Genomic DNA, 24,315 nt, shown 5'->3' with positions numbered 1-24,315 from the left:
CTTCAATACTGAAAGTGCCGCCGCCATCGCAGGCAAGCCAGCTCCCACACTGGAATGCATTCCAAAGGTGGTTACACCACAGCGTTGTAGAACTGCTCGCTGCTCTTTTGCTCCACCAACGCCTGCTCGATCGCCGCCTGATGCACTTCATCGGCATGCTCTTCACGGGCTTCGGGCAGGATGCCCAGGCGTGCGAACAGTTGCATGTCCTTGTCCGCCTGGGGGTTGGCGGTGGTCAGCAGTTTGTCGCCGTAGAAGATCGAGTTGGCGCCGGCAAAAAAGGCCAGGGCCTGCATCTGCTCATTCATGGCTTCGCGGCCAGCCGACAGGCGCACGTGGGACTGCGGCATCAGGATGCGCGCCACCGCCAGCATGCGGATGAAATCGAAGGGGTCGATGTCATCGGCGTTTTCCAACGGCGTGCCCGCCACTTTCACCAGCATGTTGATCGGCACCGACTCCGGATGCTCCGGCAGGTTGGCCAACTGGATCAGCAAGTTGGCGCGGTCGTCGAGAGACTCGCCCATGCCAAGGATGCCGCCCGAACAGATCTTCATCCCCGAGTCACGCACGTACGCCAGGGTTTGCAGGCGCTCGCTGTAGGTGCGGGTGGTGATGATCGAGCCGTAGAACTCCGGCGAGGTGTCGAGGTTGTGGTTGTAGTAGTCCAGGCCGGCCTGGGCCAGGGCTTCGGTCTGGTCCTGGTCAAGGCGACCGAGAGTCATGCAGGTTTCCAGGCCCATGGCCTTCACGCCTTTGACCATTTCCAGCACATAGGGCATGTCTTTGGCCGACGGATGTTTCCATGCCGCGCCCATGCAGAAACGCGTCGAACCGATGGCCTTGGCACGTGCGGCCTCTTCGAGGACCTTCTGCACCTCCATCAGCTTCTCTTTTTCCAGGCCAGTGTTGTAGTGGCCCGACTGCGGACAATATTTGCAATCTTCCGGGCAGGCGCCGGTCTTGATCGACAGCAGCGTCGACACTTGCACGCGGTTGGCGTCGAAATGCGCGCGGTGCACGGTCTGCGCCTGGAACAACAGGTCGTTGAAGGGCTGCACGAACAGGGCTTTGACTTCAGCTAAAGACCAATCGTGACGCAGGGTGGCAGAGGTGCTGGCGCTCATGGGCGATTCCTTGATTATGCTTTGGCAAGCGCTGTGGGAAAGGCAATACCCACAGGCACGACACGGATGCTCGGCATATTTAAGGAAGATTCATGCACTGTCAACCTGAGCACAAACACCAAGTTTACATCTGGTTAAAAAGCATACAACCCTGTTTGATCTGCGATGAGTGCATCGAATCAGACGAGCCCCTGTGCAGCGCCTGCGAAACAGAATTGCCATGGCTGATGGAACAGTGCGAACGCTGCGCACTGCCCTTACCCATGGACGGACTGCTCTGCGGCCAGTGCCAAAAACAGCCACCGGCCTTTCACCAGGTGGTCGCGCCATGGACCTACAGTTTTCCCGTGGACACCCTGATCAGCCGCTTCAAGCATCAGGCGCGTTGGCCGCTGGGGCACTTGCTGGCGCGCCTGCTGGGGCAGCACTTGCAGCATCGCTTCGATAACGCCGAACTGGAGCGCCCCGACTGCCTGCTACCGGTGCCCATGGCGCGCAAACGTCTGCGCGAACGCGGCTTTAATCAAGCGTTGATGCTGGCCCGCTGGCTCAATCACGCCCTCGACATTCCCTTTGATGAACACGCGCTCTTACGCCCCCATGAAACCGTGGCGCAGCAAGACCTCGATGCCAAGACCCGCAAACGCAACCTGCTCAACGCCTTCGCACTGGCCCCCGGCATCCAGGTCGCCGGGCAACATCTGGCGCTGGTAGACGACGTCCTCACCACCGGCGCCACGGCCCACAGCCTGGCGCGCTTGTTGATAAACGCCGGCGCGCGCCAGGTGGATGTGTATTGCCTGGCCCGTACGCCCAAACCCGGCAGCTGACTTGACTCCCCTGCGCCAGCGCGGCAACGTCGGCGCATCTCACCCAAGCGTATCTGCCATGTCTGTGCCCAGCCCTCTCAGCCAACACATCATCCGCCGCCCCCAGCGTATTGCCTTGCTGGGGCATATCGCCGAGCAGGGCTCCATCACCCGTGCGGCCAAGAGTGCCGGGCTGAGTTACAAGGCCGCCTGGGACGCCATTGATGAACTGAACAACCTGGCGCAAAAACCGCTGGTGCAACGCAGCGTCGGTGGCAAGGGCGGTGGCGGCGCCAAACTGACTCAGGAAGGCGAACGGGTGCTGCGCCTCTATCAGCGCCTGCAACTGCTTCAGGCCGAGATCCTTGGCTCGGACGAAGCGGCCAGCGACTTCAACCTGCTGGGCCGTTTGATGCTGCGCACCAGCGCGCGCAACCAATTGCACGGCCAGGTCAGCACCCTAGAGAGCCATGGCCACAACGACATGATCCGCCTGCAATTGGCCGGCGGCCTGCACCTCGACGCACAGATCACCCACGACAGCACCCTGCGCCTGGAACTGCAGACCGGTGTTGAAGTAGTGGCCCTGATCAAGGCCGGGTGGCTTGAATTACTGGCGGACGGGCAAGCTGAAACACTTGGACACAATTGCCTGGAAGGCAGGATCGAGACCATTCTCGCCGCCGAAGACGGCCCCAGCGAAGTACGTATTGCCCTGCCCAACGGCCAAGTGTTGTGCGCGCTGGCGCCGCCCGTCGCACTCAAGGCCATTGATGCAGCGCAGGGCCAGCCGATCCGCGTGCAGTTTGCACCCAGCCATGTATTGCTTGGCACCCCGGTGTAACGGGCGCGCGTCTTCAAGCTGCAACAATTCGGTCACAAGCGCTGCTTAAGGTGTCTGCAAAAACCTTAAGGAGCCTGTGATGAGCCTATTAGAAGAAAACCAAGCCACCGACCTTGAACAGATGGTGGGCCTGACCCGCCGTCGCTTTATCGGCGCAGGCGCCCTGTGCGGCGCCGCGATGTTTCTCGGCGGCAACCTGCTGAGCCGCAGCGCCCTGGCCGTGAATGCCGCTACCGCCAGCCCGTTGCTGGGGTTCACCAGCATCGCCGCCGCCACCAGCGACACCATCACCCTGCCACCGGGCTACAGTGCTTCGGTGTTGATCAGTTGGGGCCAGCCCCTGCACAAGAACGCCCCGGCTTTCGACCCGTCCGGCCATGGCACCGCCAAGGCTCAGGAACAACAGTTCGGCGACAACAACGACGGCATGAGCCTGTTTCCATTCCCCGGTGACGACAACCGCGCGCTGATGGCGATCAACAATGAATACACCAACTATCGCTACCTCTACGCCCACGGCGGCGCGCCACAATCTGCCGAAGACGTGCGCAAAGCCCTGGCCAGCGAAGGCGTGTCGGTGATCGAAGTGCGCCGCAAGGGTGACACCTGGCAGTTCGTCCAGGATTCGCGCTACAACCGGCGCATCCACGGCAATTCACCGATCCGTTTGAGTGGCCCTGCCGCCGGCCATGACTGGCTGAAAACCGGCGCAGACAAGAGCGGCAAAAAAGTCCTCGGCACGTTCCAGAACTGCGCCAACGGCAAGACGCCGTGGGGCACCTACCTGACCTGCGAAGAAAACTTCACCGACTGCTTCGGCAGCAGCAACCCGCAGCAAACCTTCGACGCAGGGCAGAAGCGCTACGGCGTGGTGGCCGCCAGCAAAGACATCAACTGGCATCAGCACGACCCGCGCTTTGATATGGCCAAGAACCCCAACGAACTCAATCGCCATGGTTGGGTGGTGGAAATCGACCCGTTCGATCCGCAATCCACGCCAGTCAAACGCACGGCGCTGGGGCGCTTCAAACACGAAAACGCGGCCCTCGCCGAAACCCGTGACGGTCGCGCCGTGGTGTACATGGGCGACGATGAGCGCGGTGAATTCATCTACAAGTTCATCAGCCGCGATCAGATCAACCACAACAACCCGAAGGCCAACAAAGACCTGCTCGACCACGGCACCTTGTACGTGGCGATCTTCGACGCGGGCGACGGCAACGCCGACCACCCCAAGGGCAAAGGCCAGTGGGTTGAAATCACCCATGGCAAAAACGGCATCGACGCCAGCAGCGGTTTCGCCAACCAGGCCGAGGTACTGATTCATGCGCGCCTGGCCGCCAGCGTGGTGAAAGCCACACGCATGGACCGCCCGGAATGGATCGTGGTCAGCCCCACCGACGGCCAGGTCTATTGCACCCTGACCAACAACGCCAAGCGCGGCGAAGAGGGCCAGCCGGTAGGCGGCCCCAACCCACGGGAGAAGAACGTATACGGCCAGATCCTGCGCTGGAAAGCCGACGCCGATAACCACGGTGCCACGGACTTCACCTGGGACCTGTTCGTGGTGGCCGGCAACCCCGGCGTACATGCCGGCAACCCCAAGGGCGGCTCGTCCAACATCAACCCGCAAAACATGTTCAACAGCCCCGACGGCCTGGGCTTCGACAAAGCCGGGCGCCTGTGGATCCTGACCGATGGCGACTACAGCAACGCCGGCGACTTTGCGGGCATGGGCAATAACCAGATGCTGTGCGCCGACCCGAGCACTGGAGAAATCCGTCGCTTCATGGTGGGGCCGGTGGCGTGTGAAGTGACGGGGATCAGCTTTTCGCCGGACCAGAAAACGTTGTTCGTGGGCATTCAGCACCCAGGGGAAACCGGTGGCTCGACCTGGCCGGAACACCTGCCCAATGGCAAACCGCGGTCGTCGGTGATGGCGATTCGGCGGGATGATGGCGGGATCGTAGGCGCCTGATAGACCGCTATCGCAGGCAAGCCAGCTCCCACATCTCGATGTGTAAATACATGCCAGTGTGGGAGCTGGCTTGCCTGCGAAGGCGTCCGCACAGCCACCGCCTATCTATGCTGTTACCATACCCGGCCGGACGCGGCGCCCTGCTGCGCGCAGGAGTTCGCATGGCCCATCCGTTTGAAACACTCACCCCAGACCTGGTGCTCGACGCCGTCGAAAGCATCGGTTTCCTCAGCGACGCGCGGGTTCTGGCGCTCAACAGCTACGAAAACCGCGTGTACCAAGTGGGCATCGAAGACGCCGAACCGCTGATCGCCAAGTTCTATCGCCCCCAGCGCTGGACCAACGAGGCGATCCTGGAAGAACACCGCTTCACCTTCGAACTGGCCGAGTGCGATGTACCGGTGGTCGCCCCATTGATCCACAACGGCGAGAGCCTGTTCGAACACGCAGGTTTCCGCTTCACCCTGTTTCCCCGCCGTGGCGGCCGCGCGCCGGAGCCGGGCAACCTCGATCAGCTTTACCGACTTGGGCAACTGCTGGGGCGTTTGCACGCGGTGGGCTCCACCCGCCCGTTCGAACACCGCGAAGCCCTGGGGGTGAAGAATTTCGGTCACGACTCCCTCACCACCTTGCTTGAAGGCAACTTCATTCCCAAAAGCCTGTTGCCGGCCTACGAGTCCGTGGCCCGCGACCTGCTCAAGCGTGTGGAAGAGGTTTACAAGGCCACGCCGCACAAGAACATCCGTATGCACGGTGACTGCCACCCCGGCAACATGATGTGCCGCGACGAGATGTTCCATATCGTCGACCTGGATGACTGCCGCATGGGCCCGGCGGTGCAAGACCTGTGGATGATGCTGGCTGGCGACCGCCAGGAATGCCTCGGCCAGCTCTCGGAACTGATGGACGGCTATCAGGAATTCCACGACTTCGACCCGCGCGAACTGGCGCTGATCGAGCCGCTGCGCGCCCTGCGCCTGATGCACTACAGTGCCTGGCTCGCACGACGCTGGGACGACCCGGCGTTTCCCCATAGCTTTCCGTGGTTTGGCAGCGAGCGGTATTGGGGCGACCAGGTGCTGGCGTTGCGCGAGCAACTGTCGGCGCTCAATGAAGAACCGCTGAAGCTCTTCTGACCTGGCCCTGCCTCCTGTGGGAGCTGGCTTGCCTGCGATGGCGGCGGTGACTTCACTATTGCTATCGCAGGCAAGCCAGCTCCCACCAAAAAGCGGCGCCCATTGTCTGACAAATATCCTTACAATTGCGCTTTGTTAGCTGCCTGAGCAAGGATTCTGCAATGCAAGCCGCCAACCCCCGCAAGGGGTACATCCTGGGCCTGAGCGCCTATGTCATCTGGGGTCTATTCCCGCTCTACTTCAAAGCCATCGCCAGCGTGCCCGCCGCCGAGATCATTGTGCACCGCGTATTGTGGTCGGCACTGTTCGGTGGGCTGTTGCTGATGGTGTGGAAACATCCCGGCTGGTTTCGCGAACTGCGCGACAACCCCAAGCGCCTGGCGATCCTGGCCCTCAGCGGTTCGTTGATCGCCGCTAATTGGCTGACCTATGTGTGGTCGGTGAACACCGGGCGCATGCTTGAAGCAAGCCTGGGTTACTACATCAACCCGCTGGTGAATGTGCTGCTGGGCATGCTGATCCTCGGCGAGCGCCTGCGCCGTTTGCAATGGGTAGCCGTGGGGTTGGCAGCGGTAGGTGTGGCGCAGCAGGTGTGGCAAGTCGGTAGCCTGCCGTGGGTGTCGCTGGCGCTGGCGCTGACGTTCGGCTTCTACGGTTTGATCCGCAAGCAGGCGCCGGTCAAGGCGCTGCCAGGCCTGGTGGTGGAAACCTGGATGCTGGTACCCATTGCCGTCGCCTGGTTGCTGTTCAACCCGACCGCCCACAGCGCGCAACTGGCGTTCTGGAGCACCTCCGAAGCCTGGTGGCTGGTGGCCGCAGGCCCGGTGACGCTGATTCCCCTGGTGTGCTTCAACGCCGCTGCACGGCACTTGCCCTACACCGCCCTGGGCTTTTTGCAGTATGTGGCGCCGACGCTGGTGTTGCTCGAAGCCGTGCTGTTGTTCGGTGAACACCTGGCGCCGAGCACGCTGATCGCCTTCGCCTTTATCTGGGCCGGGTTGGTGGTGTACAGCCTGGATGCCTGGCTGACTGTGCGCAAACGCTGATCAAATAACGTACAAATCTCTGCAAGCCACGGCTTTCGTGGCTTGCAGCGTTCCACCCAAAGGTTATCCACAACCTGATCCCCGCCATTTGTGCACAAGCCCTTGAAACTGCTCGTTTTTTGCTCAACTTGCGCAGAGGGCCGGCGGGCGTGGCCTGGCGTCGGGTCTCTACAGGTTATCCACAGGCCCATGCAAGATTTTCCTGCATAACCTTGTGGATCGTTATTCCTCCTGACGCAACTCCACCATCAAGTCATCGGCCAAGGTTTCCAAAGCCTCTTGCAGGGTTTCCAGCGATAGCGTGGCCGGCACTTGCAACAACGCCTCGGCGTTGAACAGCGGATCACCGCTCATGGGCGCCGGGCGCACATCGGTGCTCAGGCGTTCCAGGTTGACGCCCTGCTGGCTCAGCAGCGCGGTGATCTCACGCACGATGCCCGAGCGATCATTGCCCACCAGGGTCATCAGGATCGGCTTGGACGCCGATGCCTGCCCGCTGCTGCCCTCACCCACCAACACGCGAATGCCATGGGTGGATAAATCCTCCAATGCCCCCACCAATGCCTGGCGCTGCTCGCTCGGCACGCTCACCCGCAGGATCCCGGCAAACTGCCCGGCCATATGCGCCATGCGGCTTTCCAGCCAGTTACCGCCATGACTGGCAATGTTCTGCGCGATGCGTTCAACCAGGCCGGGTTTGTCGGCGGCGATAATAGTGAGTACAAGATGGTCCATGGCGCAGTCCCTCGGTTGGTTGATCCTCGATTATAGACATGCCGCGTATATCCAGAAGGTACGCGTGATCGTTAACGTCCATCCCAGGCAAGCCAGCTCTCACAGACAAATCGTGTACCATTTTGATATTTATCTGGAACAATCCAATAGTTTTTTGAGAACATCCGGTTCTCCGCTGTGACCGTACGACCAAAGTGGGTCGCTAAACGACGTATTTAGTCTAATTTTCACAACCGCAAGTCATCATGTAGTATGCCCAACCGTGCACTACATAATGAAAATCTGAAAAAGCGCATAAGCTCCGCAGAGTGAGGCAAGCAATGACTGAACACGTTCAAGTCGGTGGCCTGCAGGTCGCCAAAGTCCTGTTCGACTTCGTGAACAACGAAGCCATTCCCGGTACCGGCATCACTGCCGACCAGTTCTGGGCCGGTGCCGACAAGGTCATCCATGACCTGGCCCCGAAGAACAAAGCCCTACTCGCCAAACGCGACGACTTCCAGGCGCGGATCGATACCTGGCACCAGACCCACGCCGGCCAGGCCCACGACCCGGTGGCCTACAAAGCCTTCCTGCAAGACATCGGCTACCTGTTGCCAGAAGCCGCAGACTTCCAGGCCTCGACCCAAAACGTCGATGATGAGATCGCACGCATGGCCGGCCCACAGCTGGTGGTGCCGGTGATGAACGCCCGCTTCGCCCTCAATGCCTCGAATGCGCGCTGGGGCTCGCTGTACGACGCGCTGTATGGCACCGACGCCATCAGCGAAGCCAACGGCGCCGAGAAGGGCAAGGGCTATAACAAAGTGCGTGGTGACAAGGTCATTGCCTTCGCCCGCGCCTTCCTCGACGAAGCCGCACCGCTGAGCGCCGGCAGCCATGTCGATTCCACCGCCTACAAAATCGTCGATGGCAAGCTGATCGTCAGCCTCAAAGGCGGCAGCAACAGCGGCCTCCGTGACGATGCCCAGTTGATCGGTTTCCAGGGCCCTGCGGCCGAGCCGATTGCGATCCTGCTCAAGCACAATGGCCTGCACTTCGAAATCCAGATCGACGCCAGCACCCCAGTCGGCCAGACCGACGCTGCCGGCGTCAAAGACGTGCTGATGGAAGCCGCGCTGACCACCATCATGGACTGCGAAGACTCCGTCGCCGCCGTGGATGCCGATGACAAAGTGGTGATCTACCGCAACTGGCTCGGCCTGATGAAGGGCGACCTGGCCGAAGAAGTGGCCAAGGGCGGCCAGACCTTCACCCGCACCATGAACCCTGACCGCGCCTACACCGGCGTGGATGGCAGCGACGTGACCCTGCACGGCCGTTCGCTGTTGTTCGTGCGCAACGTTGGCCACTTGATGACCATCGACGCGATCCTCGATAAAGACGGCAACGAAGTACCCGAAGGCATCCTCGACGGCCTGATCACCAGCCTGGCGGCGATCCACAGCCTCAACGGCAACAACACCCGCAAGAACAGCCGCACCGGTTCCGTATACATCGTGAAACCGAAGATGCACGGCCCGGAAGAAGCCGCGTTCACCAACGAACTGTTCGGTCGCATCGAAGAGGTACTGAACCTGGCGCGCAATACCCTCAAGGTCGGGATCATGGACGAGGAGCGCCGCACCACGGTCAACCTCAAGGCCTGCATCAAGGCGGCCAGTGAGCGCGTGGTGTTTATCAACACCGGTTTCCTCGACCGCACTGGCGATGAAATCCACACCTCCATGGAAGCCGGCGCGATGGTGCGCAAGGCGGCCATGAAGGCAGAAAAGTGGATCGGCGCCTATGAGAACTGGAACGTCGATATCGGCCTGAGCACCGGCTTGCAAGGTCGTGCACAGATCGGTAAAGGCATGTGGGCCATGCCCGACCTGATGGCGGCGATGCTTGAGCAGAAAATCGCCCACCCGTTGGCCGGTGCCAACACCGCCTGGGTACCGTCGCCGACCGCCGCGGCCCTGCATGCGTTGCACTACCACAAGGTTGATGTGTTCGCCCGCCAGGCCGAGCTGGCCAAGCGCGAGCGCGCTTCGGTGGACGATATCCTCACCATTCCTCTGGCCAGCAACACCGATTGGTCCGAGGAAGAAATCCGCAACGAACTGGACAACAACGCCCAGGGCATCCTCGGCTATGTGGTGCGTTGGATCGACCAGGGTGTGGGCTGCTCCAAGGTGCCGGACATCAACGATGTCGGCCTGATGGAAGACCGCGCCACCCTGCGTATTTCCAGCCAGCACATCGCCAACTGGCTGCGCCACGGCATTGTCAACGAAGACCAGGTGATGGAAAGCCTCAAGCGCATGGCGCCCGTGGTGGACCGCCAGAATGCCGGGGATGCGCTGTACCGCCCACTGGCTCCGGACTTCGACAGCAACATCGCGTTCCAGGCAGCGGTGGAGTTGGTGATTGAAGGGACCAAGCAGCCGAATGGCTATACCGAGCCGGTGTTGCATCGCAGGCGTCGGGAGTTCAAGGCCAAGAACGGCCTGTAATGGAAAAAGCCCTGATCGAAAGATCAGGGCTTTTTTATCAGTGTCAGTTAGACCGCATTGCCTGAATCGCAGGCAAGCCAGCTCCCACAGGGGAATGCATTTCAAATGTGGGAGCCGGGCTTGCCCGCGAAGAGGCCAGGCCAGTCACCTCACACTCAGGGCACCATCCCCAACTCCCGCTTCACCAACTTCGCCAACTTCACGCTATCAATCGGCTTGAGCAAGAAATCCACCACGCTCAAATGCATCGCATCAATCACATCCGGCGCTTCCGCGTCTCCAGACATGATGATGATCGGCAACGCCGCACGGGTGGACTCACGCACCTGGCGGATCAATTCCAGGCCATTGCTGGGCGCCATGCGCAGGTCGGTGATCAGCAAACCGATGGAACTGCTCGTCTTCAACAAATCCCACGCAGCCTCGCCACTTTCGGCAGTCATGCAGCGAATACCATCGAGCCCAAGGATTTCCGCCAACAATTCACGCGCGTCCTTGTCGTCGTCCACGATCAAAACGCGTTGGGGGGGCAAATCGGGCTCCAGCATCACGGCGCTCAGCGCCTCGCGCTCGGCATCACTCAAAATATCGTGGTCGGACATACGTTTCTCAGCAGTTCTAATTCAATCTCCCAGCACACTCGTCAGACATCTGCGGAAGGGCGAACAATGTGCACTTCGTCGGAAAGTTTGCCTAGTGGGCGTTCTACGGGTTTTGCACGATTGTCATGTAAGGTTTTTCCCTAGTTTTGTGCGGTATTCCTCGACCTAGACTTACGTCCAATGGGCACCCACCGCGCAGGAGTCGACCATGCAGCACGATAACGACAAAAACACTGCGGTCACTGTTATGAGTAAAGCTGATGCATTCGCACAGGCGGGTAAAACCGCTGTGTTGCAGAACATCCACGGCACCCTGCAATTCCTGCAACGCTTCCCGCCGTTCAACCAGATGGAACAGGCGCACCTGGCTTTTCTGGTGGAACAGTGCCAACTGCGTTTCTACGGCCCCGGCGACAGCATCCTCAAACCGTCGGGCGGCCCGGTCGAGCACTTTTATATCGTCAAGCAGGGCCGGGTCGTGGGTGAGCGTCCAGACTCGGCGGACACCACCTTTGAAATCGCCACCGGCGAATGCTTTCCCCTCGCCGCCTTGCTGGGTGAGCGCGCGACCCGTACAGAACACAAAGCCGCTGAAGACACCTTCTGCCTGCAATTGAACAAACCGGCCTTTATCAAGCTGTTCGCGCTGTCCAGCCCGTTTCGTGATTTCGCCTTGCGCGGGGTCAGCAGCCTGCTCGACCAGGTCAACCAGCAGGTACAGCAAAAAGCCGTGGAAACCCTCGGCACCCAATACTCCTTGAATACCCGCCTGGGTGAATTGGCCATGCGCCACCCGGTCACCTGCAGCCCGCACACACCGTTGCGCGAAGCGGTGACCTTGATGCACGAACAACAGGTCGGCAGCATTGTGATCGTCAACGAACACAAGGCACCCCTGGGCATCTTCACCCTGCGCGATCTGCGCCAGGTGGTCGCCGATGGCGCCAGCGACTTCAGCCAGAGCATTGCCGGGCATATGACCCAGGCGCCGTTTTACTTGAGCCCGGAGCACAGCGCTTTCGACGCAGCCATCGCCATGACCGAGCGGCATATCGCCCATGTGTGCCTGGTGCAAGACCAGCGCCTGTGTGGCGTGGTCTCCGAGCGTGACTTGTTCTCCTTGCAGCGTGTGGACCTGGTGCACCTGGCCCGCACCATCCGCAACGCGCCCCGGGTGGAAAACCTGGTGGCGATTCGCGGTGAAATCGGCCAGTTGGTGGAGCGCATGCTCGCCCATGGCGCCTCATCCACCCAGATCACCCACATCATTACGCTGCTCAACGACCACACCGTGTGCCGGGTGATCGAGCTGACCCTCGCGGAAAAAGGCGACCCCGGCGTGCCCTTCAGTTGGCTGTGTTTTGGCAGCGAAGGCCGCCGCGAACAAACGCTGTACACCGACCAGGACAACGGCATCCTGTTCGAGGCCAAGGACGCCGTCGAAGCCGCCGAAAGGCGTGAGCGCTTGCTACCGCTGGCGCAGCACATCAACCAAAGCCTGGCGCTGTGCGGCTTCAGCCTGTGCAAGGGCAATATCATGGCCGGCAACCCCGAGCTGTGCTTGTCCCGCGTGGAGTGGGCGCGGCGCTTCGGCGCGTTCATTCGTGAGGCGACGCCGGAAAACCTGCTGGGCTCAAGCATCTATTTCGACTTGCGCGTGGTGTGGGGCGACGAGCGCGGTTGCGAGCAACTGCGCCAGGGCATTCTCGATCAGGTGGCGGATAACCGCTTGTTCCAACGGATGCTGGCCGAAAATGCACTACTGCGGCGCCCGCCGGTGGGGCGTTTCCGCGAGTTCGTGCTGACCCGCAAACATGGCGAAAAGGCCACCCTCGACCTCAAGGTGCAAGGCCTTACACCTTTTGTAGATGGCGCGCGCCTGTTGGCCCTGGCCAATGGCATCCACGCCAACAACACCCTGGAACGCCTGCGCCAGTTGGTGGACAAGGCCGTGATCGAACCCCTGGATGGCGCCGCCTATGAAGAGGCCTACCACTTTATCCAGCAGACCCGCATGCAGCAGCACCAATTGCAGACCCGCGAGAACCTGCCCTATTCCAACCGCGTCGACCCCGACAGCCTCAACCACCTGGACCGGCGCATCCTGCGTGAGTCCCTGCGCCAGGCCCAACGCCTGCAAAGCAGCCTGAGCTTGCGGTATCAGCTATGAGTTTGTTTGGCTGGCTGCGCGCCAAAAAACCTGGGCTCAACGCTGCGCAACAGCAGCGCCTGGAACAGTTACCCAAGCCCGCCGAACTGGGCAACGGCCCATTGCGCAGCCAGCGCTGGGTAGTGGTGGACCTGGAAACCAGCGGCCTGAACCTTCACCGCGACCAAGTGCTGTCCATCGGCGCCGTGGTCATCGAAGACGGTGCGGTGGATTTCTCCCAACTGTTCGAACGCACCCTGCAGCGCACCGACACCAAGCTCAGCCCCAGTGTGCTGATCCACGGGCTGGGGCCCAGTGCAATCGCCGCTGGCAGCGACCCGACCGAGGCGTTGCTGGATTTCATGGCGTTCGTGGGTGACAGTCCACTGCTGGCCTTCCATGCGCCGTTTGATCAACACATGCTGTGCCGGGCGCTCAAGGACAGCCTGGGTTATCGCCTGGCCCATCCGTTCATGGATGTAGCAGACCTGGCCCCGCTGTTATGCCCAGAGGCGCATATCCGCGAAGCCGGGCTGGATGACTGGCTCAACCACTTCAGGCTACAGGCCGGCGAACGCCACCATGCCAGCGCCGATGCACTGGCGACGGCGGAGCTGATGTTGATCCTGTTCAGCCGGGCGCGGCAGCAACAGATCGATACGCCCCAGGCGCTGAATGAGCGTTTGGCCCAATGGAAACGACGCAAACAGTCCCCTTCCCTTTAACGCTTCGCGCCCGACGCGGAGCATCGCGGGATGCATTCCTACGCAGAGCGCGGGAACGATCACCCGACAGACGCCAATTGCGCCCACCCTGCGCCTCTGACACAATCGCGAATAATTCTCGTTAGTTTAAACCTTATTCGGTGATGCCTTGTCGTCGGTCCATACCCCACGCAGTGAGCTTGTTGGTGCGTTGTATCGCGACCACCGTGGCTGGCTGTTGGCGTGGCTGCGACGTAACGTGGGGTGCCCAAGCCGCGCCGAAGACCTGAGCCAGGACACCTTCATGCGCCTGCTGGGCCGTGATGAGTTGCGCGAGCCCCGCGAACCGCGGGCGTTCCTGGTGGCCATCGCCAAGGGTTTGCTGTTTGACTATTTCCGTCGTGCGGCCCTGGAACAGGCCTACCTCACTGAATTGATGCTGATGCCGGAAAACGAACAGCCTTCGCCGGAAGCCCAGCAACTGATCCTTGAAGACCTCAAGGCCATCGACCGCCTGCTCGGCAAGTTGTCGAGCAAGGCCCGCGCCGCGTTCCTCTATAACCGCCTCGACGGCCTGGGCCATGCCGAAATCGCCCAGCGCCTGGGCGTGTCGGTGCCCCGCGTGCGCCAATACCTGGCCCAGGGCATTCGCCAGTGCTACATCGCACTGTATGGCGAGCCGTCGTGACCGCAATCGGCTCCAAACCGGTGTCGTCGCGCGTGCTGGATGCCGCGATTGCCTGGCAACTGTCCCTCGACTCGGGCGACGGCAGCGCGGTGGAACAGGAAGAGTTCAGCAAGTGGCTGGCCAGTGATGAGGAACACGCTCGCGCCTGGCGCCAGTTGGGCATGCTCGACCAGCGTTTCAGCGTGGCCTCGGGCCCGGCTCGGGCGGCGCTGCTGCAGTCGCGCCACGGCATTCGCCAGCGCGTGCGCAAGCTGGGCCGGGGCCTGGCCAGTATCGTGCTGGTGTGCGGCCTGGCGCTGTTTGCCGGTGAGCGTTACGTGCCTATTCACTATTGGCTGGCCGACCAGCGCACTGCTACCGGTGAACAGCGCACGCTGAAGCTGGCGGACGGCACGCGGATCAACCTCAACACCCACAGCGCCATTGATGTGCGCTTCGACGAAACACGCCGCTTGATCGTGTTGCAGGCAGGCGAAATCCTCGTCGAAACCGGCCACGACGATTCGCGCCCTTTCTACGTGCAAACCCGCGACGGCAGCCTGCGGGCGCTGGGTACCCGGTTTATCGTCAAGCGCGAAGACGACGCTACGCGCCTGAGTGTGTTGCAGTCAGCCGTGGCCGCCCAGCCCGAGGCGCTGCACCAGGAACAAGTGTTCAAGGCGGGCCAGCAAGTGCTGATGCGCGGCGACGGGCTCGGGCCACTGTTGGCCGTCACGCCGGCTACCGATGCCTGGACGCGCGGCATGCTGGTAGTGGACAACGCTCGGCTGGGGGATGTGATCGAGGAATTGGCGCGCTATCGCACCGGCTACCTGGGGGTGGATAAGAACGTGGCCGACCTGCGCATCACCGGCAGTTTCCCGCTGCGCGACACCACGTTGGCATTGAATGCGCTGTTGCCGACCTTGCCGGTGCAGATCGAGCAGCACACGCCGTGGTGGGTGACCGTCCAGGGTAAGCCTTAGGTCCTGCAGCGCCTGGGCGATTGCTATCGCAGGCAAGCCAGCTCCCACATTTTGAATTGCGAACACCATCAACTGTGGGAGCTGGCTTGCCTGCGATGAGGCCCTCAAGCACACCTGCGAAAAATATTTTCACTCACCCCTATCACTTTTCGATTCTCGCTCGGCACCTAGGCAATTGAGAAATATTTCCATTCAGGAGCCGCCCTTATGTCCCGCACGCTAGACACCTTGTTGCGCCCCAGCCTGTTAGCCATGGCGATCGCCCTCAGCGCCCCGCTCGCCAGCTCCCCGCTGATCGCCGCCGAACAAGCCTCCAGCGTGCGCGCCTATAACCTGCCGGCTGCGCCCCTGGCCACCACCCTGAACCAGATCGCCAGCCAGGCCGGCCTGGCGCTGACCCTCAACCCTGCACTCGCCGCCGGCAAGACCTCGGCGCCGGTCAAGGGCCAGTTCGATGCGCAGGGCGCGTTGCGTGAGGCGTTGCGCGGTACTGGCTTGCAGTTGGAACAAAGCAGTGTGGGCACTTACACCCTGATGCCGGTTCCAGAGGGCGTCGTTGCCTTGCCGACCACCAACATCACCGGGCAAGGCAGCTATGAAAGTGCTTGGGGGCCGGTGGATGGCTATGTCGCTACTCGAACAGCGGCGGGCACAAAGACTGATACTCCTATCGCCGAGCTGCCCCGTTCCGTCACGGTCATTACTCGCCAGCAAATGGAAGACCGCTCCGTTCTCAACCTTAATGACGCCCTGCGCTACACGGCCGGCGTGCAGAGCAGTGGCTATGGCTCCGATTCGCGCAGTGATTGGTTACTGGTTCGCGGTTTTGTCCCGACCCAATTCCTCGATGGTCTGCCTTTGCCCAAGGGTAACTACGCGACGCCGAAAATCGATACTTGGAATCTGGAACGCATCGCCGTGCTGCGAGGCCCCGCTTCGTCGGTCTACGGGCAAACCCCACCCGGCGGCTTGCTGGATATGGTTAGCCGTCGCCCCGAGGCCGAAAGCTCAAACGAAATTGAAGTGCAGGCAGGCAGCAACAACCACAAGCAGATCAACTTCGATAGCACCGGCAAAATCGACGACGAAGGCCAGTTCCTCTACCGAATCAGTGGCGTCGTGCGCGACAGCAATACGGCGGTGGACCACATCCCGGACAAGCGGTACAACGTTGCGCCCAGTCTCACGTGGAATATCAACGACGACACCAGGCTGACCTTGCTCACACAATTTACTCGCGACGATACCGGTATCACCGGTCAGTTCCTGCCGCTGCAAGGCACCAAATTGAGCTCGCCAGCCGGCAAGATTTCCCATCATAAGAACCTGGGCGATCCAGACTGGGAGTTCTACGACCGTACTTACTATGCACTGGGCTACGCGTTTGAAACGCGCCTGAACGACACTTGGCAGTTCCGCCAAAACCTGCGCTATACCAAGAACGACTTGTCGTTCCAGGGCCTTACCGCAGGGGGAGCGTTTTTCCCGAATGGCCCGGAAGCTGCGGTCGATGCCGACGGCAACGTGAGCCGCTCCGCCGGCAAGGTCGATGAGGACATCGGCCAGTTCGCAGTCGATAACAATTTTCAAGCTAACTTCCAGACCGGTCCTGTAAGTCATACCCTATTGCTTGGTCTCGACCACCAGCGCTCCGACAGCAATGCCCGCTGGCTATGGGGTTCAGCCGGTGTACCCACCATTAACTTCAATCGACCGGTGTACGGACAGGACTTTTCCAAGGTCCAGTACTTCACCATGTATGACTACAACCAAAAAACCCAACAGACCGGTCTGTACGTTCAAGACCAAATGGCCCTCGATAACTGGCGCTTGACCCTCGGCGGACGTGAAGACTGGGTACACACTGGCACTACCTTCCACAACATCAATGACGCCACCAATACTCAACGTGACAAGCATTTCAGCGGTAACGCAGCGTTGAGCTACGTCTTCGACAATGGCATTACTCCGTACCTGTCTTACGCCGAGTCATTCCAGGCGGGTTCAGGCACTCAAGTAGCCAGCACAGGGGCTTTCAAGCCAACTGAGGGCAAGCAATACGAAGCAGGCGTCAAATACCAGCCACCGGGCACCAAAGCCTTGTATACCGCAGCGGTATTCGACCTGACTCAACAAAATACCTCGGTTACAGAAGGCAGCATCACGCGCCAAGTTGGCGAGGTTCGGGTTCGCGGCCTGGAACTCGAAGCCAGTGCAGACGTTACTGAAAGCCTAAAGCTGGTGGGTTCCTATACCTATAACGATAGCGAAATCACCCAAGGCGCAGTCGCTGAAAAAGGAAATCGTCTGAACCAGTTGCCTCGCAACCAAGCCACAGGATGGGCCGACTACACTTGGCGCAGCGGCCCGCTGGAAGGTTTCGGTGTAGGTGCGGGCGTACGGTATGTCGGTGATACTTACGGCAACGCTGCCAACACCGAGCTCGGCCACGTAGGGTCCTATACCGTTTACGACGCCTCGGTGCATTACGACCTTGGCCGTGTAAGCAATGTCATGAAGGGCGTAACGGTGGCCGTCGACGCCAAGAACATCTTCAACAAGGACTATCTGTCCACCTGCGATGGTTTCTACTGCTACTACGGCGACCAACGTAACGTCGTAGCCAGCGTGAACTACAAATTCTAAGACGGTGAAAAACCGCTGATAAAGGGCTGCCTGAACCGCGGCCCTTTTGCCTTTGGAGCCGTGATGAAAAGCAAAACCATCCGCCGCTGGTCCTTCATCCACACCTGGACCAGCCTGATCTGCACCGTATTCCTGCTGCTGCTCGCCCTCACCGGCCTGCCGTTGGTGTTCCACCACGAGATCGACCACCTGCTGGGCAATGAGCCCGAACTGGCGCAGATGCCCGCCGATACGCCCCGGCTCAACCTTGAGCAGCTTGTGGCTAAAGCCCAGGCCCATCGCCCCGGCGAGGCCATGCAGTACCTTGCCTGGGACGAAGATGACAACAACGGCGTGATCGCGATCATGGCCGCCACAGCCGGTACCGAGCCGAATTCGTCGCACACTTTTATGCTCGATGCACGCACTGGCGAAACCGTCGAAATGCCGTCTGCCAATGGGGGCTTCACTCTGTTCCTGCTGCGCCTGCATGTGGATATGTTTGCCGGCCTGCCCGGCAAGTTGTTGCTGGCGTTCATGGGCCTTCTGTTTGTGCTGGCGATTATCTCGGGCACGGTGTTGTACCTGCCCTTCATGCGTCGCTTGAAGTTCGCCACGGTGCGCCAGGACAAGTCCACTCGCCTGCGCTGGCTCGACCTGCACAACCTGATCGGCGTGGTCACTTTGACCTGGGCGCTGGTAGTGGGGGTAACCGGCGTGATCAGCGCCTGCGCTGACTTGATCATCGCGGCGTGGCGCGAGGACAGCCTCAGCGCCATGATCGAACCCTACAAGAACGCCCCGCCGCTGACCCAGCGCGCGCCCGCCACGGAGCTGTTGAGCATTGCGGCCAAGGCCGCGCCCGGTATGGAACCGGACTTTATCGCCTTCCCCGGCACGCGTTTTTCCAGCGAACATCACTACGCCGTGTTCATGAAGGGCAGCACCCACCTGACCTCCCATTTGCTGACACCGGTACTGATCGACGCCAGCACCCTGGCCGTCACCGCCATCGCCGAACGGCCTTGGTACATGGACGCCATGGGCATGTCCCAACCCCTGCATTTCGGTGATTACGGCGGCATGCCGATGAAGATTTTGTGGGCGGCGCTGGATGTGCTGACCATCATCGTGCTGGTGAGCGGCATTTACTTATGGATCGTACGGCGCAAGGCGGCCAAGGTATGAAGCCGCGGCAGTCGAATTTCTGGAAGGTCTTTGCCATACCGCTGGGGATTGGCCTGCTCAGTGCCGCCGGGTTGTTTGCGGCGTTGCTGGGCGATGGGTGGTGGGATTCGTTGAGTTGGATCGGGCTCGGGATACCGGCAATGATGGGTGTATGGGGGTTGGTTAAGCGGCGCGCTTGAGGTCGCTATCGCAGGCAAGCCAGCTCCCACATTTTGACCTGTGAACACAGTCCAATGTGGGAGCTGGCTTGCCTGCGATGAGGCCCGCAAAAACAACGCGGCCCCCTCGCCAGGCACCGCACAACCCTCTAGGCTAGCCACACTTCACCTCGAGGAATGCCCATGTCCGCCCCCAGCATGACCTTGTTCCACAACCCCGCTTCGCCCTTCGTGCGCAAAGTGCGCGTGCTGCTGATCGAGACCGGCCAACAGGACCGCGTGGCCCTGCACGCGTGCCTGCCCACTCCGGTCAGCCCGGATGCCGAAGTGCTACAAGGCAACCCCGTGGGCAAGATCCCGGCCCTGCGTCTGGCCGACGGTTCGGTATTGCACGACAGCCGGGTGATTCTCGATTACCTCGACCACCAGCATGTCGGCAACCCGCTGATCCCCCGCGACGGCTCGGCCCGCTGGCGGCGCCTGACCCTGGCCTCGATGGCTGACGGCATCATGGATGCCGCCGTGCTGGTGCGTTACGAGACCGCCATGCGCCCGCCAGAAAAACACTGGGCCCCCTGGCTAGATGAACAGCGCAACAAGATTCGCCGCGCCCTCGCCGAACTGGAGCGGGACGCCATTGCCGAACTGGCCAGCCACTTCGACGTCGCCGCCATCAGCGTGGCCTGTGCCCTGGGCTACATAGACTTTCGCCACCCGGATCTGCAATGGCGCACAGATAACCCCAAGCTCGCCGCGTGGTATGCCGAGGTCAGCCAGCGGTCTTCGATGCAGCAGACCCAACCCCCGGTTTGACCAGCCCCCTGTAGGAGCGAGCTTGTTGTGGCGAGGGAGCTTGCTCCCGCTCGACAGCGCAGCTGGAGCCGGCTTTATCAGGGGCGCTTCGCACCCCAGCGCAAGCAAGCTTGCTCGCCACAACAAGCTCGCTCCCACACTGAAACGCGCTGTGATTGAGGAAGTCGACCATCCTCGCTTTCATCTGCTGATCTTCGCGCAATCCGATCATTGCCCTTGCTCCACCTTGCGTTTACCCACCCCATACCAATCCAGCTTGCGCGTCAGCACCATCACCGTGCCCAGCAGGCCAAACAGCAACAACGAGCCCATCAACAGCGCGTAATCCTCGGCACTGAGCAACCCGTACAGCAAGCCATACAACGCCGCCAGCCCGGCCGAAAACCCCACGCCGTGGGCGACGCTACGCAGCACATGGCATACGTAGAAGCCGATCAACACCACACAGGCGCTGGCGGATATCAGGTAGGCCAGGGCAAAGCCCAGATGCTCGGACAACGACAACAGCAGCAGGTAGAAGAACGCCAGCGCGACGCCCACCAAAGCGTACTGGATCGGGTGCACCGCCAAACTCTTGAGCACCTCGAAGAGGAAGAAGCCGGCAAAGGTCAGGGCGATAAACAACAGCGCGTACTTAATCGCCCGGTCGCTCTTGAGGTACTGGTCTACCGGGTCGATGAAGTTCACCCCAAAGCTGCGGTTGCTGAGGTCTTCACAGCCTTGCCCGTCCAGGCAGTTCTGCAGGGCTTGTTCGAGGTTGGTGGAGAAGAATGTCGTCTGCCAATTGGCGCTGAAGCCCTGGTCGGTCACCTCACGTTGAGCCGGCAGGAAGTTGCCGACAAAGCTCGGGTGCGGCCAGTTGGACACCAGTGATACCTGGCTGGTCTTGCCCACCGGCACTACTTGCAGTTGCTCGGTGCCTTGCAGGCGCAGGTCGAAGGCGAACTCCAGCACGGCGGGTTTCTTACCGTCCTGCGCCGGCAGCGTCACATGCACGCCCTCACCCAGCCAGTCGACTTGGGAGCCTGGCGAGAACTCCAGCCGCTGGTCACCCAGCTCCAGTTTCAGCGCGTTTTCAATACCGCGAATATCACTGATGCCCACCGCCAAAAAAGCTGGTTCAAAGCGGTAGTCGGCGAAGTCTTCGGTGATCCCCAACTGCGCAGGCAAGTCGAAACGCCCGCTGATACGGTTGTCGGCGTGGAACAACCGCGCCTGATAGATGCCCCGTGAGCGCAGTTCGGTTTGCACCTTGCCGTCGAGCTCAAACCGGTCCGGCAGGAAATACAGACGGCCGCGTTCTTCACGGGTTTCTTCGTAGCGCTTGTTGAGCTTTTCATTGAGCTTCCACTCGCGCACGGTCTTGCGAAACGGCACCACCATTACCGGCCCGGTGAGGCGCTGGGCAAAGCTTGAGCTGCGGGCAATGTCCATCAGTACGCCGTCGCGCAGTTGCTGACGGTCGCTGATGATGCCGTTGATCATCAACAATGGAATCAGCAACAGCAGGATCAGCAGCGCAATCGCGCCCAATTTGAAAAGCAGGTTGCGGTTCATGGGTCTCTCCCTGTTTTGATGGGGAGAGTCTGCCCAGTCGGTATGGGAGATTTATGTGGGCAATGTGGAGACTGTGTGGAGATGCAGCACCGCTTGCACGCCGCCCGGTACGTTGCCGATCTGCAACGAGCCGCCGTGCAGCTTCATCACCTCCTCGACAAAGTTGAGCCCCAGGCCCGTACTTTTGCGCCCGCTGGCCGGGCGCGGCAGCGAGTAGAAGCGCTCGCTCAGGCGCGGCAAGGCGTAATCGGGAATCGCCTCCGCCTGGTTGAACAGGCTGACCTGCACCTCGTTATGCCGCACCTGCGCGCTGAACCTCAGCGTGCCGCCGGGTGGGGTGAAATCCAGAGCATTGTCGAGCAGGTTACCCAGGGCCTGGCGTAGCAGGAAGGGTTCGCCAAACACCCGCACATCGGCGGCGATGGCCTGCTCGACGTGCAAGCCGGCACCTTCGGTCCGTGCACATTGAGCCTTGAGCACATCCTCAACCAGGGCGGCCAAAGGAATGCTCGACTGCTCTTCCAGACCCTGGCGCTGCTCCACCTGGGCCAGGTTCAACAGGCGTTCGATCAACTGTTGCAGGCGCGCGCTTTCGCTGTCGATATTGCCGACAAACCGCTGCTGCTGCTCACGGCTCATGTCTCCCTGCAACAGCTCCGCCGCACCGCGAATCGCCGCCAGCGGGCTCTTCAATTCATGGGTCAATGTATGCACGTAGCGCTCTACGTAAGCCTTGCCTTCCAGCTGCGTGCGCATGTGTTCCACGGCGGTGGATAACTGCTTGAGCTCACCGCCGCGATAATGCGGCAACTCGGCGCGGCGGCCCTCGCTCACGGCTTCGGCATAGGCGGTAAGGCGTCTGAGAGCCGCCGTCAGCCACCACGACAATAGCGCGCCCAGCAGCAGCCCCAGGGTGACCAGCCCGGCGCCGTACCACAGCAGGCGCCGCTCGGTACGATCCACGTAGGGTTGCAACGAGCTGTTGGGCTTGGCCACGGTGACCACGCCGATGATCTGCCCGTTGTCGCGAATCGGCGCCCCCACGTGCATCACCGATGAGGCGGGGTCGTCTGCATCGCTGCGGGTGGAGCGCGCACCGTATTCGCCACGCAGGGTCAGGTACACGTCGTTCCATTTCGAATAGTCCTGGCCCACCGCTTCACCGCTGGAATCGAGCAATACCCTGCCTGTAGCGTCGGTCACGTAGATGCGATGGTTGACCTGGTTTTTCGGCAGCCCCCAGATCACCGCACCCGGCTGACGGTTGCCATAGGCCTTGAGCAGCTTTGGCCAATGGCTCTGGCCGAGGGTGCCGTTTTTAACGTCTGCACGCAGGATTTCAGCCAGCAGGTTGGCGGTGTCCACCAATGTTTCTTCGGTGGACTGGCGCACGCCGGGGCGGATTTCCTTCATCACGGTGTTGAGCACGAAGTAGCCGGTCAGGCCGATAAACAGCGCATACACCAGGAAAATCCGCAGTCCAAGGCGCATCAGCTATGGCTCGGGCTGTAGCTATAACCGAGGCCACGATGGGTCTGGATCGGCTCGGCATCCGCCGCCACACTCCTGAGCTTGCTGCGCACACTCTTGATATGGCTGTCGATATTGCGCTCGTAACCGGCATCAACGGGTACGCCCACCGCGTCCAGCAGTTGCTCGCGGCTGAACACGCGCTCGGGTTGATCCAGCAGACTTTGCAGCAGGCGGAACTCATGCCGCGTGAGGCTCAAGGGTTGGCCGCGATAGAGAATCTGCATGCGTTCCAGATCCACTTGGAACAGGGTTGGTGCCACAGCCGGGCCGACCCGCTTCAGAATCGCCCTGACCCTCGCCGCCACTTCCCGCGGGCTGAAAGGCTTGACCACATAATCGTCGGCACCGATCTCCAGCCCCACCACCCGGTCGATCTCCGCATCCCGTGCGCTGAGGAACATCACCGGCACTTCACTGAAGCGGCGCAATTGCTTGCAGGTTTCAAAGCCGGTGATGTCCGGCAGGCCGATGTCGAGAATGATCAGGTCGGCCGGGGTCTGGCGCTGATGCTCCAGCGCCGCCTGGCCGAGCGTCAGCCAAGTGGTGGTGAAGCCCTCGCCTTGCAGGGCAAAGATCAGCGTGTCGGCTATTGCCGCTTCGTCTTCGACAATCAGGATGTGCGGCATGGGTTCAATCAGCAGTCCGGTTTGTCGGCAGTGTAGCGACGTGCCGGGTTTACCGCAGCGCCAAATTCACGCAGGGCCTTGGCGCCGATCAGCAGCGGGTAGTTGAAGCTGCTGCGGTCGGTGAGGTTGACCTCGACGGTGCGCTTGACGTCGCCCAGGCACATCTCCAGATCGATCACCGGGCGCTTGGCCACACTGGCTTCGTCCTTGTCATCATCTTCGTCGGCGCGGCTCTTGATCTTGCTGATGCGCGACACCTTGTGCTCATAGACCTTGTTACCCGCGTCTTCACCGCCGAGGCGGAAGCGCACCCAGTCATCGCCGTCGCGCTGAAAGGTTTCGATGTCGCGCGCCGACAGCGAGGCGGTCAGCGCGCCGGTGTCCATCTTGGCCTTGAACGTCTGGCCGATCTCCGGCAACTGGATGTATTCGTAGCGACCGTAGAGGGTCGGTTCGGCGGCCATGACAGGCACAGCAACCAGGGCGAACGCGGCAAGGAGCAATTTCACGGCAGGATTTCCTCGAAAGAAGTGG

The 24,315-nt window shown here is 61.1% G+C and carries 21 protein-coding genes; 14 read left to right on the top strand and 7 right to left on the bottom strand.

All coding sequences use genetic code 11. The annotated features are described in order from the left end of the window. Window positions 1–71: 71 nt before the first annotated feature. Window positions 72–1,127, bottom strand: a complete 1,056-nt coding sequence (bioB, locus tag GIV35_RS02170) for a biotin synthase BioB (RefSeq protein ID WP_014720209.1) — start codon at window positions 1,125–1,127, stop codon at window positions 72–74. Between the two features lie 92 nt (window positions 1,128–1,219). On the opposite strand from bioB, the gene GIV35_RS02165 reads away from it, so the two are divergent. The 5 genes from GIV35_RS02165 (at window position 1,220) to rarD (ending at window position 6,940) form a co-directional block, all read left to right on the top strand. Next, entirely contained in the window at window positions 1,220–1,957 is a 738-nt protein-coding gene (locus GIV35_RS02165) for a ComF family protein (protein WP_213154432.1), read from the top strand. A gap of 58 nt (window positions 1,958–2,015) precedes the next feature. Further along, on the top strand, window positions 2,016–2,780 hold the full coding sequence (locus GIV35_RS02160; protein WP_198714407.1) for a TOBE domain-containing protein: 765 nt from the start codon (window positions 2,016–2,018) through the stop codon (window positions 2,778–2,780). A 79-nt stretch (window positions 2,781–2,859) separates the two neighbouring features. Continuing rightward, window positions 2,860–4,758, top strand: coding sequence for a PhoX family protein (locus tag GIV35_RS02155; RefSeq protein ID WP_223023247.1), 1,899 nt, complete (start codon window positions 2,860–2,862; stop codon window positions 4,756–4,758). A 161-nt stretch (window positions 4,759–4,919) separates the two neighbouring features. After that, window positions 4,920–5,894 carry a serine/threonine protein kinase gene (locus tag GIV35_RS02150; RefSeq protein WP_034128855.1) on the top strand — a complete coding sequence of 325 codons (975 nt, stop codon included), beginning with the start codon at window positions 4,920–4,922 and terminating at the stop codon, window positions 5,892–5,894. Window positions 5,895–6,055: 161 nt separating this feature from the next. Further along, window positions 6,056–6,940, top strand: a complete 885-nt coding sequence (gene rarD, locus GIV35_RS02145) for an EamA family transporter RarD (RefSeq protein ID WP_034128856.1) — start codon at window positions 6,056–6,058, stop codon at window positions 6,938–6,940. Window positions 6,941–7,162: 222 nt separating this feature from the next. Here the strand turns inward: rarD and GIV35_RS02140 are convergent, their stop codons facing one another. Beyond that, window positions 7,163–7,675: a glycine cleavage system protein R gene (locus tag GIV35_RS02140; protein ID WP_003194815.1), complete on the bottom strand. Its 513-nt coding sequence runs from the start codon at window positions 7,673–7,675 to the stop codon at window positions 7,163–7,165. Window positions 7,676–7,995: 320 nt separating this feature from the next. On the opposite strand from GIV35_RS02140, the gene GIV35_RS02135 reads away from it, so the two are divergent. Beyond that, window positions 7,996–10,173 (top strand): malate synthase G, encoded by a 2,178-nt coding sequence (locus tag GIV35_RS02135; RefSeq protein WP_105228769.1) that lies wholly within the window; start codon window positions 7,996–7,998, stop codon window positions 10,171–10,173. A gap of 155 nt (window positions 10,174–10,328) precedes the next feature. Here the strand turns inward: GIV35_RS02135 and GIV35_RS02130 are convergent, their stop codons facing one another. Next, a complete protein-coding gene (locus GIV35_RS02130) occupies window positions 10,329–10,775 on the bottom strand; it encodes a response regulator (protein ID WP_019817416.1) in 447 nt (148 codons plus the stop codon). A gap of 247 nt (window positions 10,776–11,022) precedes the next feature. Between GIV35_RS02130 and GIV35_RS02125 the strand changes: the two genes are divergently transcribed. From GIV35_RS02125 to GIV35_RS02090, 8 genes are all read left to right on the top strand, one after another. After that, complete coding sequence (locus tag GIV35_RS02125) at window positions 11,023–12,945, top strand: putative nucleotidyltransferase substrate binding domain-containing protein (protein WP_236264089.1); 1,923 nt, start codon at window positions 11,023–11,025, stop codon at window positions 12,943–12,945. Then, window positions 12,942–13,649, top strand: coding sequence for a 3'-5' exonuclease (locus tag GIV35_RS02120; RefSeq protein WP_236264067.1), 708 nt, complete (start codon window positions 12,942–12,944; stop codon window positions 13,647–13,649). The genes GIV35_RS02125 and GIV35_RS02120 overlap by 4 nt, the downstream gene beginning before the upstream one ends. Before the next feature lie 148 nt (window positions 13,650–13,797). Then, on the top strand, window positions 13,798–14,316 hold the full coding sequence (locus GIV35_RS02115; protein WP_200647896.1) for an RNA polymerase sigma factor: 519 nt from the start codon (window positions 13,798–13,800) through the stop codon (window positions 14,314–14,316). Continuing rightward, window positions 14,313–15,281, top strand: a complete 969-nt coding sequence (locus tag GIV35_RS02110; RefSeq protein WP_236264069.1) for a FecR domain-containing protein — start codon at window positions 14,313–14,315, stop codon at window positions 15,279–15,281. The genes GIV35_RS02115 and GIV35_RS02110 overlap by 4 nt, the downstream gene beginning before the upstream one ends. Before the next feature lie 207 nt (window positions 15,282–15,488). After that, window positions 15,489–17,927 carry a TonB-dependent siderophore receptor gene (locus tag GIV35_RS02105; RefSeq protein WP_213154424.1) on the top strand — a complete coding sequence of 813 codons (2,439 nt, stop codon included), beginning with the start codon at window positions 15,489–15,491 and terminating at the stop codon, window positions 17,925–17,927. Window positions 17,928–17,990: 63 nt separating this feature from the next. Continuing rightward, entirely contained in the window at window positions 17,991–19,094 is a 1,104-nt protein-coding gene (locus GIV35_RS02100; protein WP_198714414.1) for a PepSY-associated TM helix domain-containing protein, read from the top strand. Beyond that, window positions 19,091–19,273 carry a hypothetical protein gene (locus GIV35_RS02095; RefSeq protein ID WP_105228775.1) on the top strand — a complete coding sequence of 61 codons (183 nt, stop codon included), beginning with the start codon at window positions 19,091–19,093 and terminating at the stop codon, window positions 19,271–19,273. The genes GIV35_RS02100 and GIV35_RS02095 overlap by 4 nt, the downstream gene beginning before the upstream one ends. Before the next feature lie 162 nt (window positions 19,274–19,435). Then, window positions 19,436–20,065 (top strand): glutathione S-transferase, encoded by a 630-nt coding sequence (locus GIV35_RS02090; RefSeq protein WP_202692552.1) that lies wholly within the window; start codon window positions 19,436–19,438, stop codon window positions 20,063–20,065. Between the two features lie 207 nt (window positions 20,066–20,272). On the opposite strand, the gene creD is transcribed toward GIV35_RS02090, so the two are convergent. The 4 genes from creD to rloA2 are packed head-to-tail and all read right to left on the bottom strand — an operon-like array spanning window position 20,273 to window position 24,290. Continuing rightward, complete coding sequence (gene creD / locus GIV35_RS02085; RefSeq protein ID WP_236264073.1) at window positions 20,273–21,622, bottom strand: cell envelope integrity protein CreD; 1,350 nt, start codon at window positions 21,620–21,622, stop codon at window positions 20,273–20,275. Window positions 21,623–21,673: 51 nt separating this feature from the next. Then, window positions 21,674–23,113, bottom strand: coding sequence for a two-component system sensor histidine kinase CreC (gene creC / locus GIV35_RS02080; RefSeq protein ID WP_236264074.1), 1,440 nt, complete (start codon window positions 23,111–23,113; stop codon window positions 21,674–21,676). Next, the gene (creB, locus tag GIV35_RS02075) at window positions 23,113–23,781 is read right to left on the bottom strand and encodes a two-component system response regulator CreB (protein ID WP_105228779.1); all 669 of its coding nucleotides are present in this window, start codon (window positions 23,779–23,781) and stop codon (window positions 23,113–23,115) included. The genes creC and creB overlap by 1 nt, the downstream gene beginning before the upstream one ends. Window positions 23,782–23,789: 8 nt before the next feature. Next, the gene (rloA2, locus tag GIV35_RS02070) at window positions 23,790–24,290 is read right to left on the bottom strand and encodes a retropepsin-like aspartic peptidase RloA2 (protein ID WP_014720226.1); all 501 of its coding nucleotides are present in this window, start codon (window positions 24,288–24,290) and stop codon (window positions 23,790–23,792) included. Between the last annotated feature and the right edge of the window lie 25 nt (window positions 24,291–24,315).

It is taken from the genome of Pseudomonas sp. PA-1-6B (assembly GCF_021609545.1).
Taxonomy (GTDB): domain Bacteria; phylum Pseudomonadota; class Gammaproteobacteria; order Pseudomonadales; family Pseudomonadaceae; genus Aquipseudomonas; species Aquipseudomonas fluorescens_BV.
This window is presented reverse-complemented; position numbering and strand designations above follow the sequence as displayed.

Excerpts from the sequence above, each read along its gene's own strand:
- rarD (WP_034128856.1), top strand. The coding sequence starts at position 6,056 with ATGCAAGCCGCCAACCCCCGCAAGGGGTACATCCTGGGCCTGAGCGCC.
- creC (WP_236264074.1), bottom strand. The coding sequence starts at position 23,113 with ATGCGCCTTGGACTGCGGATTTTCCTGGTGTATGCGCTGTTTATCGGC.
- GIV35_RS02090 (WP_202692552.1), top strand. The coding sequence starts at position 19,436 with ATGTCCGCCCCCAGCATGACCTTGTTCCACAACCCCGCTTCGCCCTTC.
- GIV35_RS02105 (WP_213154424.1), top strand. The coding sequence starts at position 15,489 with ATGTCCCGCACGCTAGACACCTTGTTGCGCCCCAGCCTGTTAGCCATG.
- GIV35_RS02135 (WP_105228769.1), top strand. The coding sequence starts at position 7,996 with ATGACTGAACACGTTCAAGTCGGTGGCCTGCAGGTCGCCAAAGTCCTG.
- GIV35_RS02130 (WP_019817416.1), bottom strand. The coding sequence starts at position 10,775 with ATGTCCGACCACGATATTTTGAGTGATGCCGAGCGCGAGGCGCTGAGC.
- GIV35_RS02140 (WP_003194815.1), bottom strand. The coding sequence starts at position 7,675 with ATGGACCATCTTGTACTCACTATTATCGCCGCCGACAAACCCGGCCTG.
- creB (WP_105228779.1), bottom strand. The coding sequence starts at position 23,781 with ATGCCGCACATCCTGATTGTCGAAGACGAAGCGGCAATAGCCGACACG.
- GIV35_RS02165 (WP_213154432.1), top strand. The coding sequence starts at position 1,220 with ATGCACTGTCAACCTGAGCACAAACACCAAGTTTACATCTGGTTAAAA.
- GIV35_RS02150 (WP_034128855.1), top strand. The coding sequence starts at position 4,920 with ATGGCCCATCCGTTTGAAACACTCACCCCAGACCTGGTGCTCGACGCC.
- GIV35_RS02100 (WP_198714414.1), top strand. The coding sequence starts at position 17,991 with ATGAAAAGCAAAACCATCCGCCGCTGGTCCTTCATCCACACCTGGACC.
- GIV35_RS02125 (WP_236264089.1), top strand. The coding sequence starts at position 11,023 with ATGAGTAAAGCTGATGCATTCGCACAGGCGGGTAAAACCGCTGTGTTG.
- GIV35_RS02120 (WP_236264067.1), top strand. The coding sequence starts at position 12,942 with ATGAGTTTGTTTGGCTGGCTGCGCGCCAAAAAACCTGGGCTCAACGCT.
- bioB (WP_014720209.1), bottom strand. The coding sequence starts at position 1,127 with ATGAGCGCCAGCACCTCTGCCACCCTGCGTCACGATTGGTCTTTAGCT.
- GIV35_RS02160 (WP_198714407.1), top strand. The coding sequence starts at position 2,016 with ATGTCTGTGCCCAGCCCTCTCAGCCAACACATCATCCGCCGCCCCCAG.
- GIV35_RS02095 (WP_105228775.1), top strand. The coding sequence starts at position 19,091 with ATGAAGCCGCGGCAGTCGAATTTCTGGAAGGTCTTTGCCATACCGCTG.
- GIV35_RS02155 (WP_223023247.1), top strand. The coding sequence starts at position 2,860 with ATGAGCCTATTAGAAGAAAACCAAGCCACCGACCTTGAACAGATGGTG.
- creD (WP_236264073.1), bottom strand. The coding sequence starts at position 21,622 with ATGAACCGCAACCTGCTTTTCAAATTGGGCGCGATTGCGCTGCTGATC.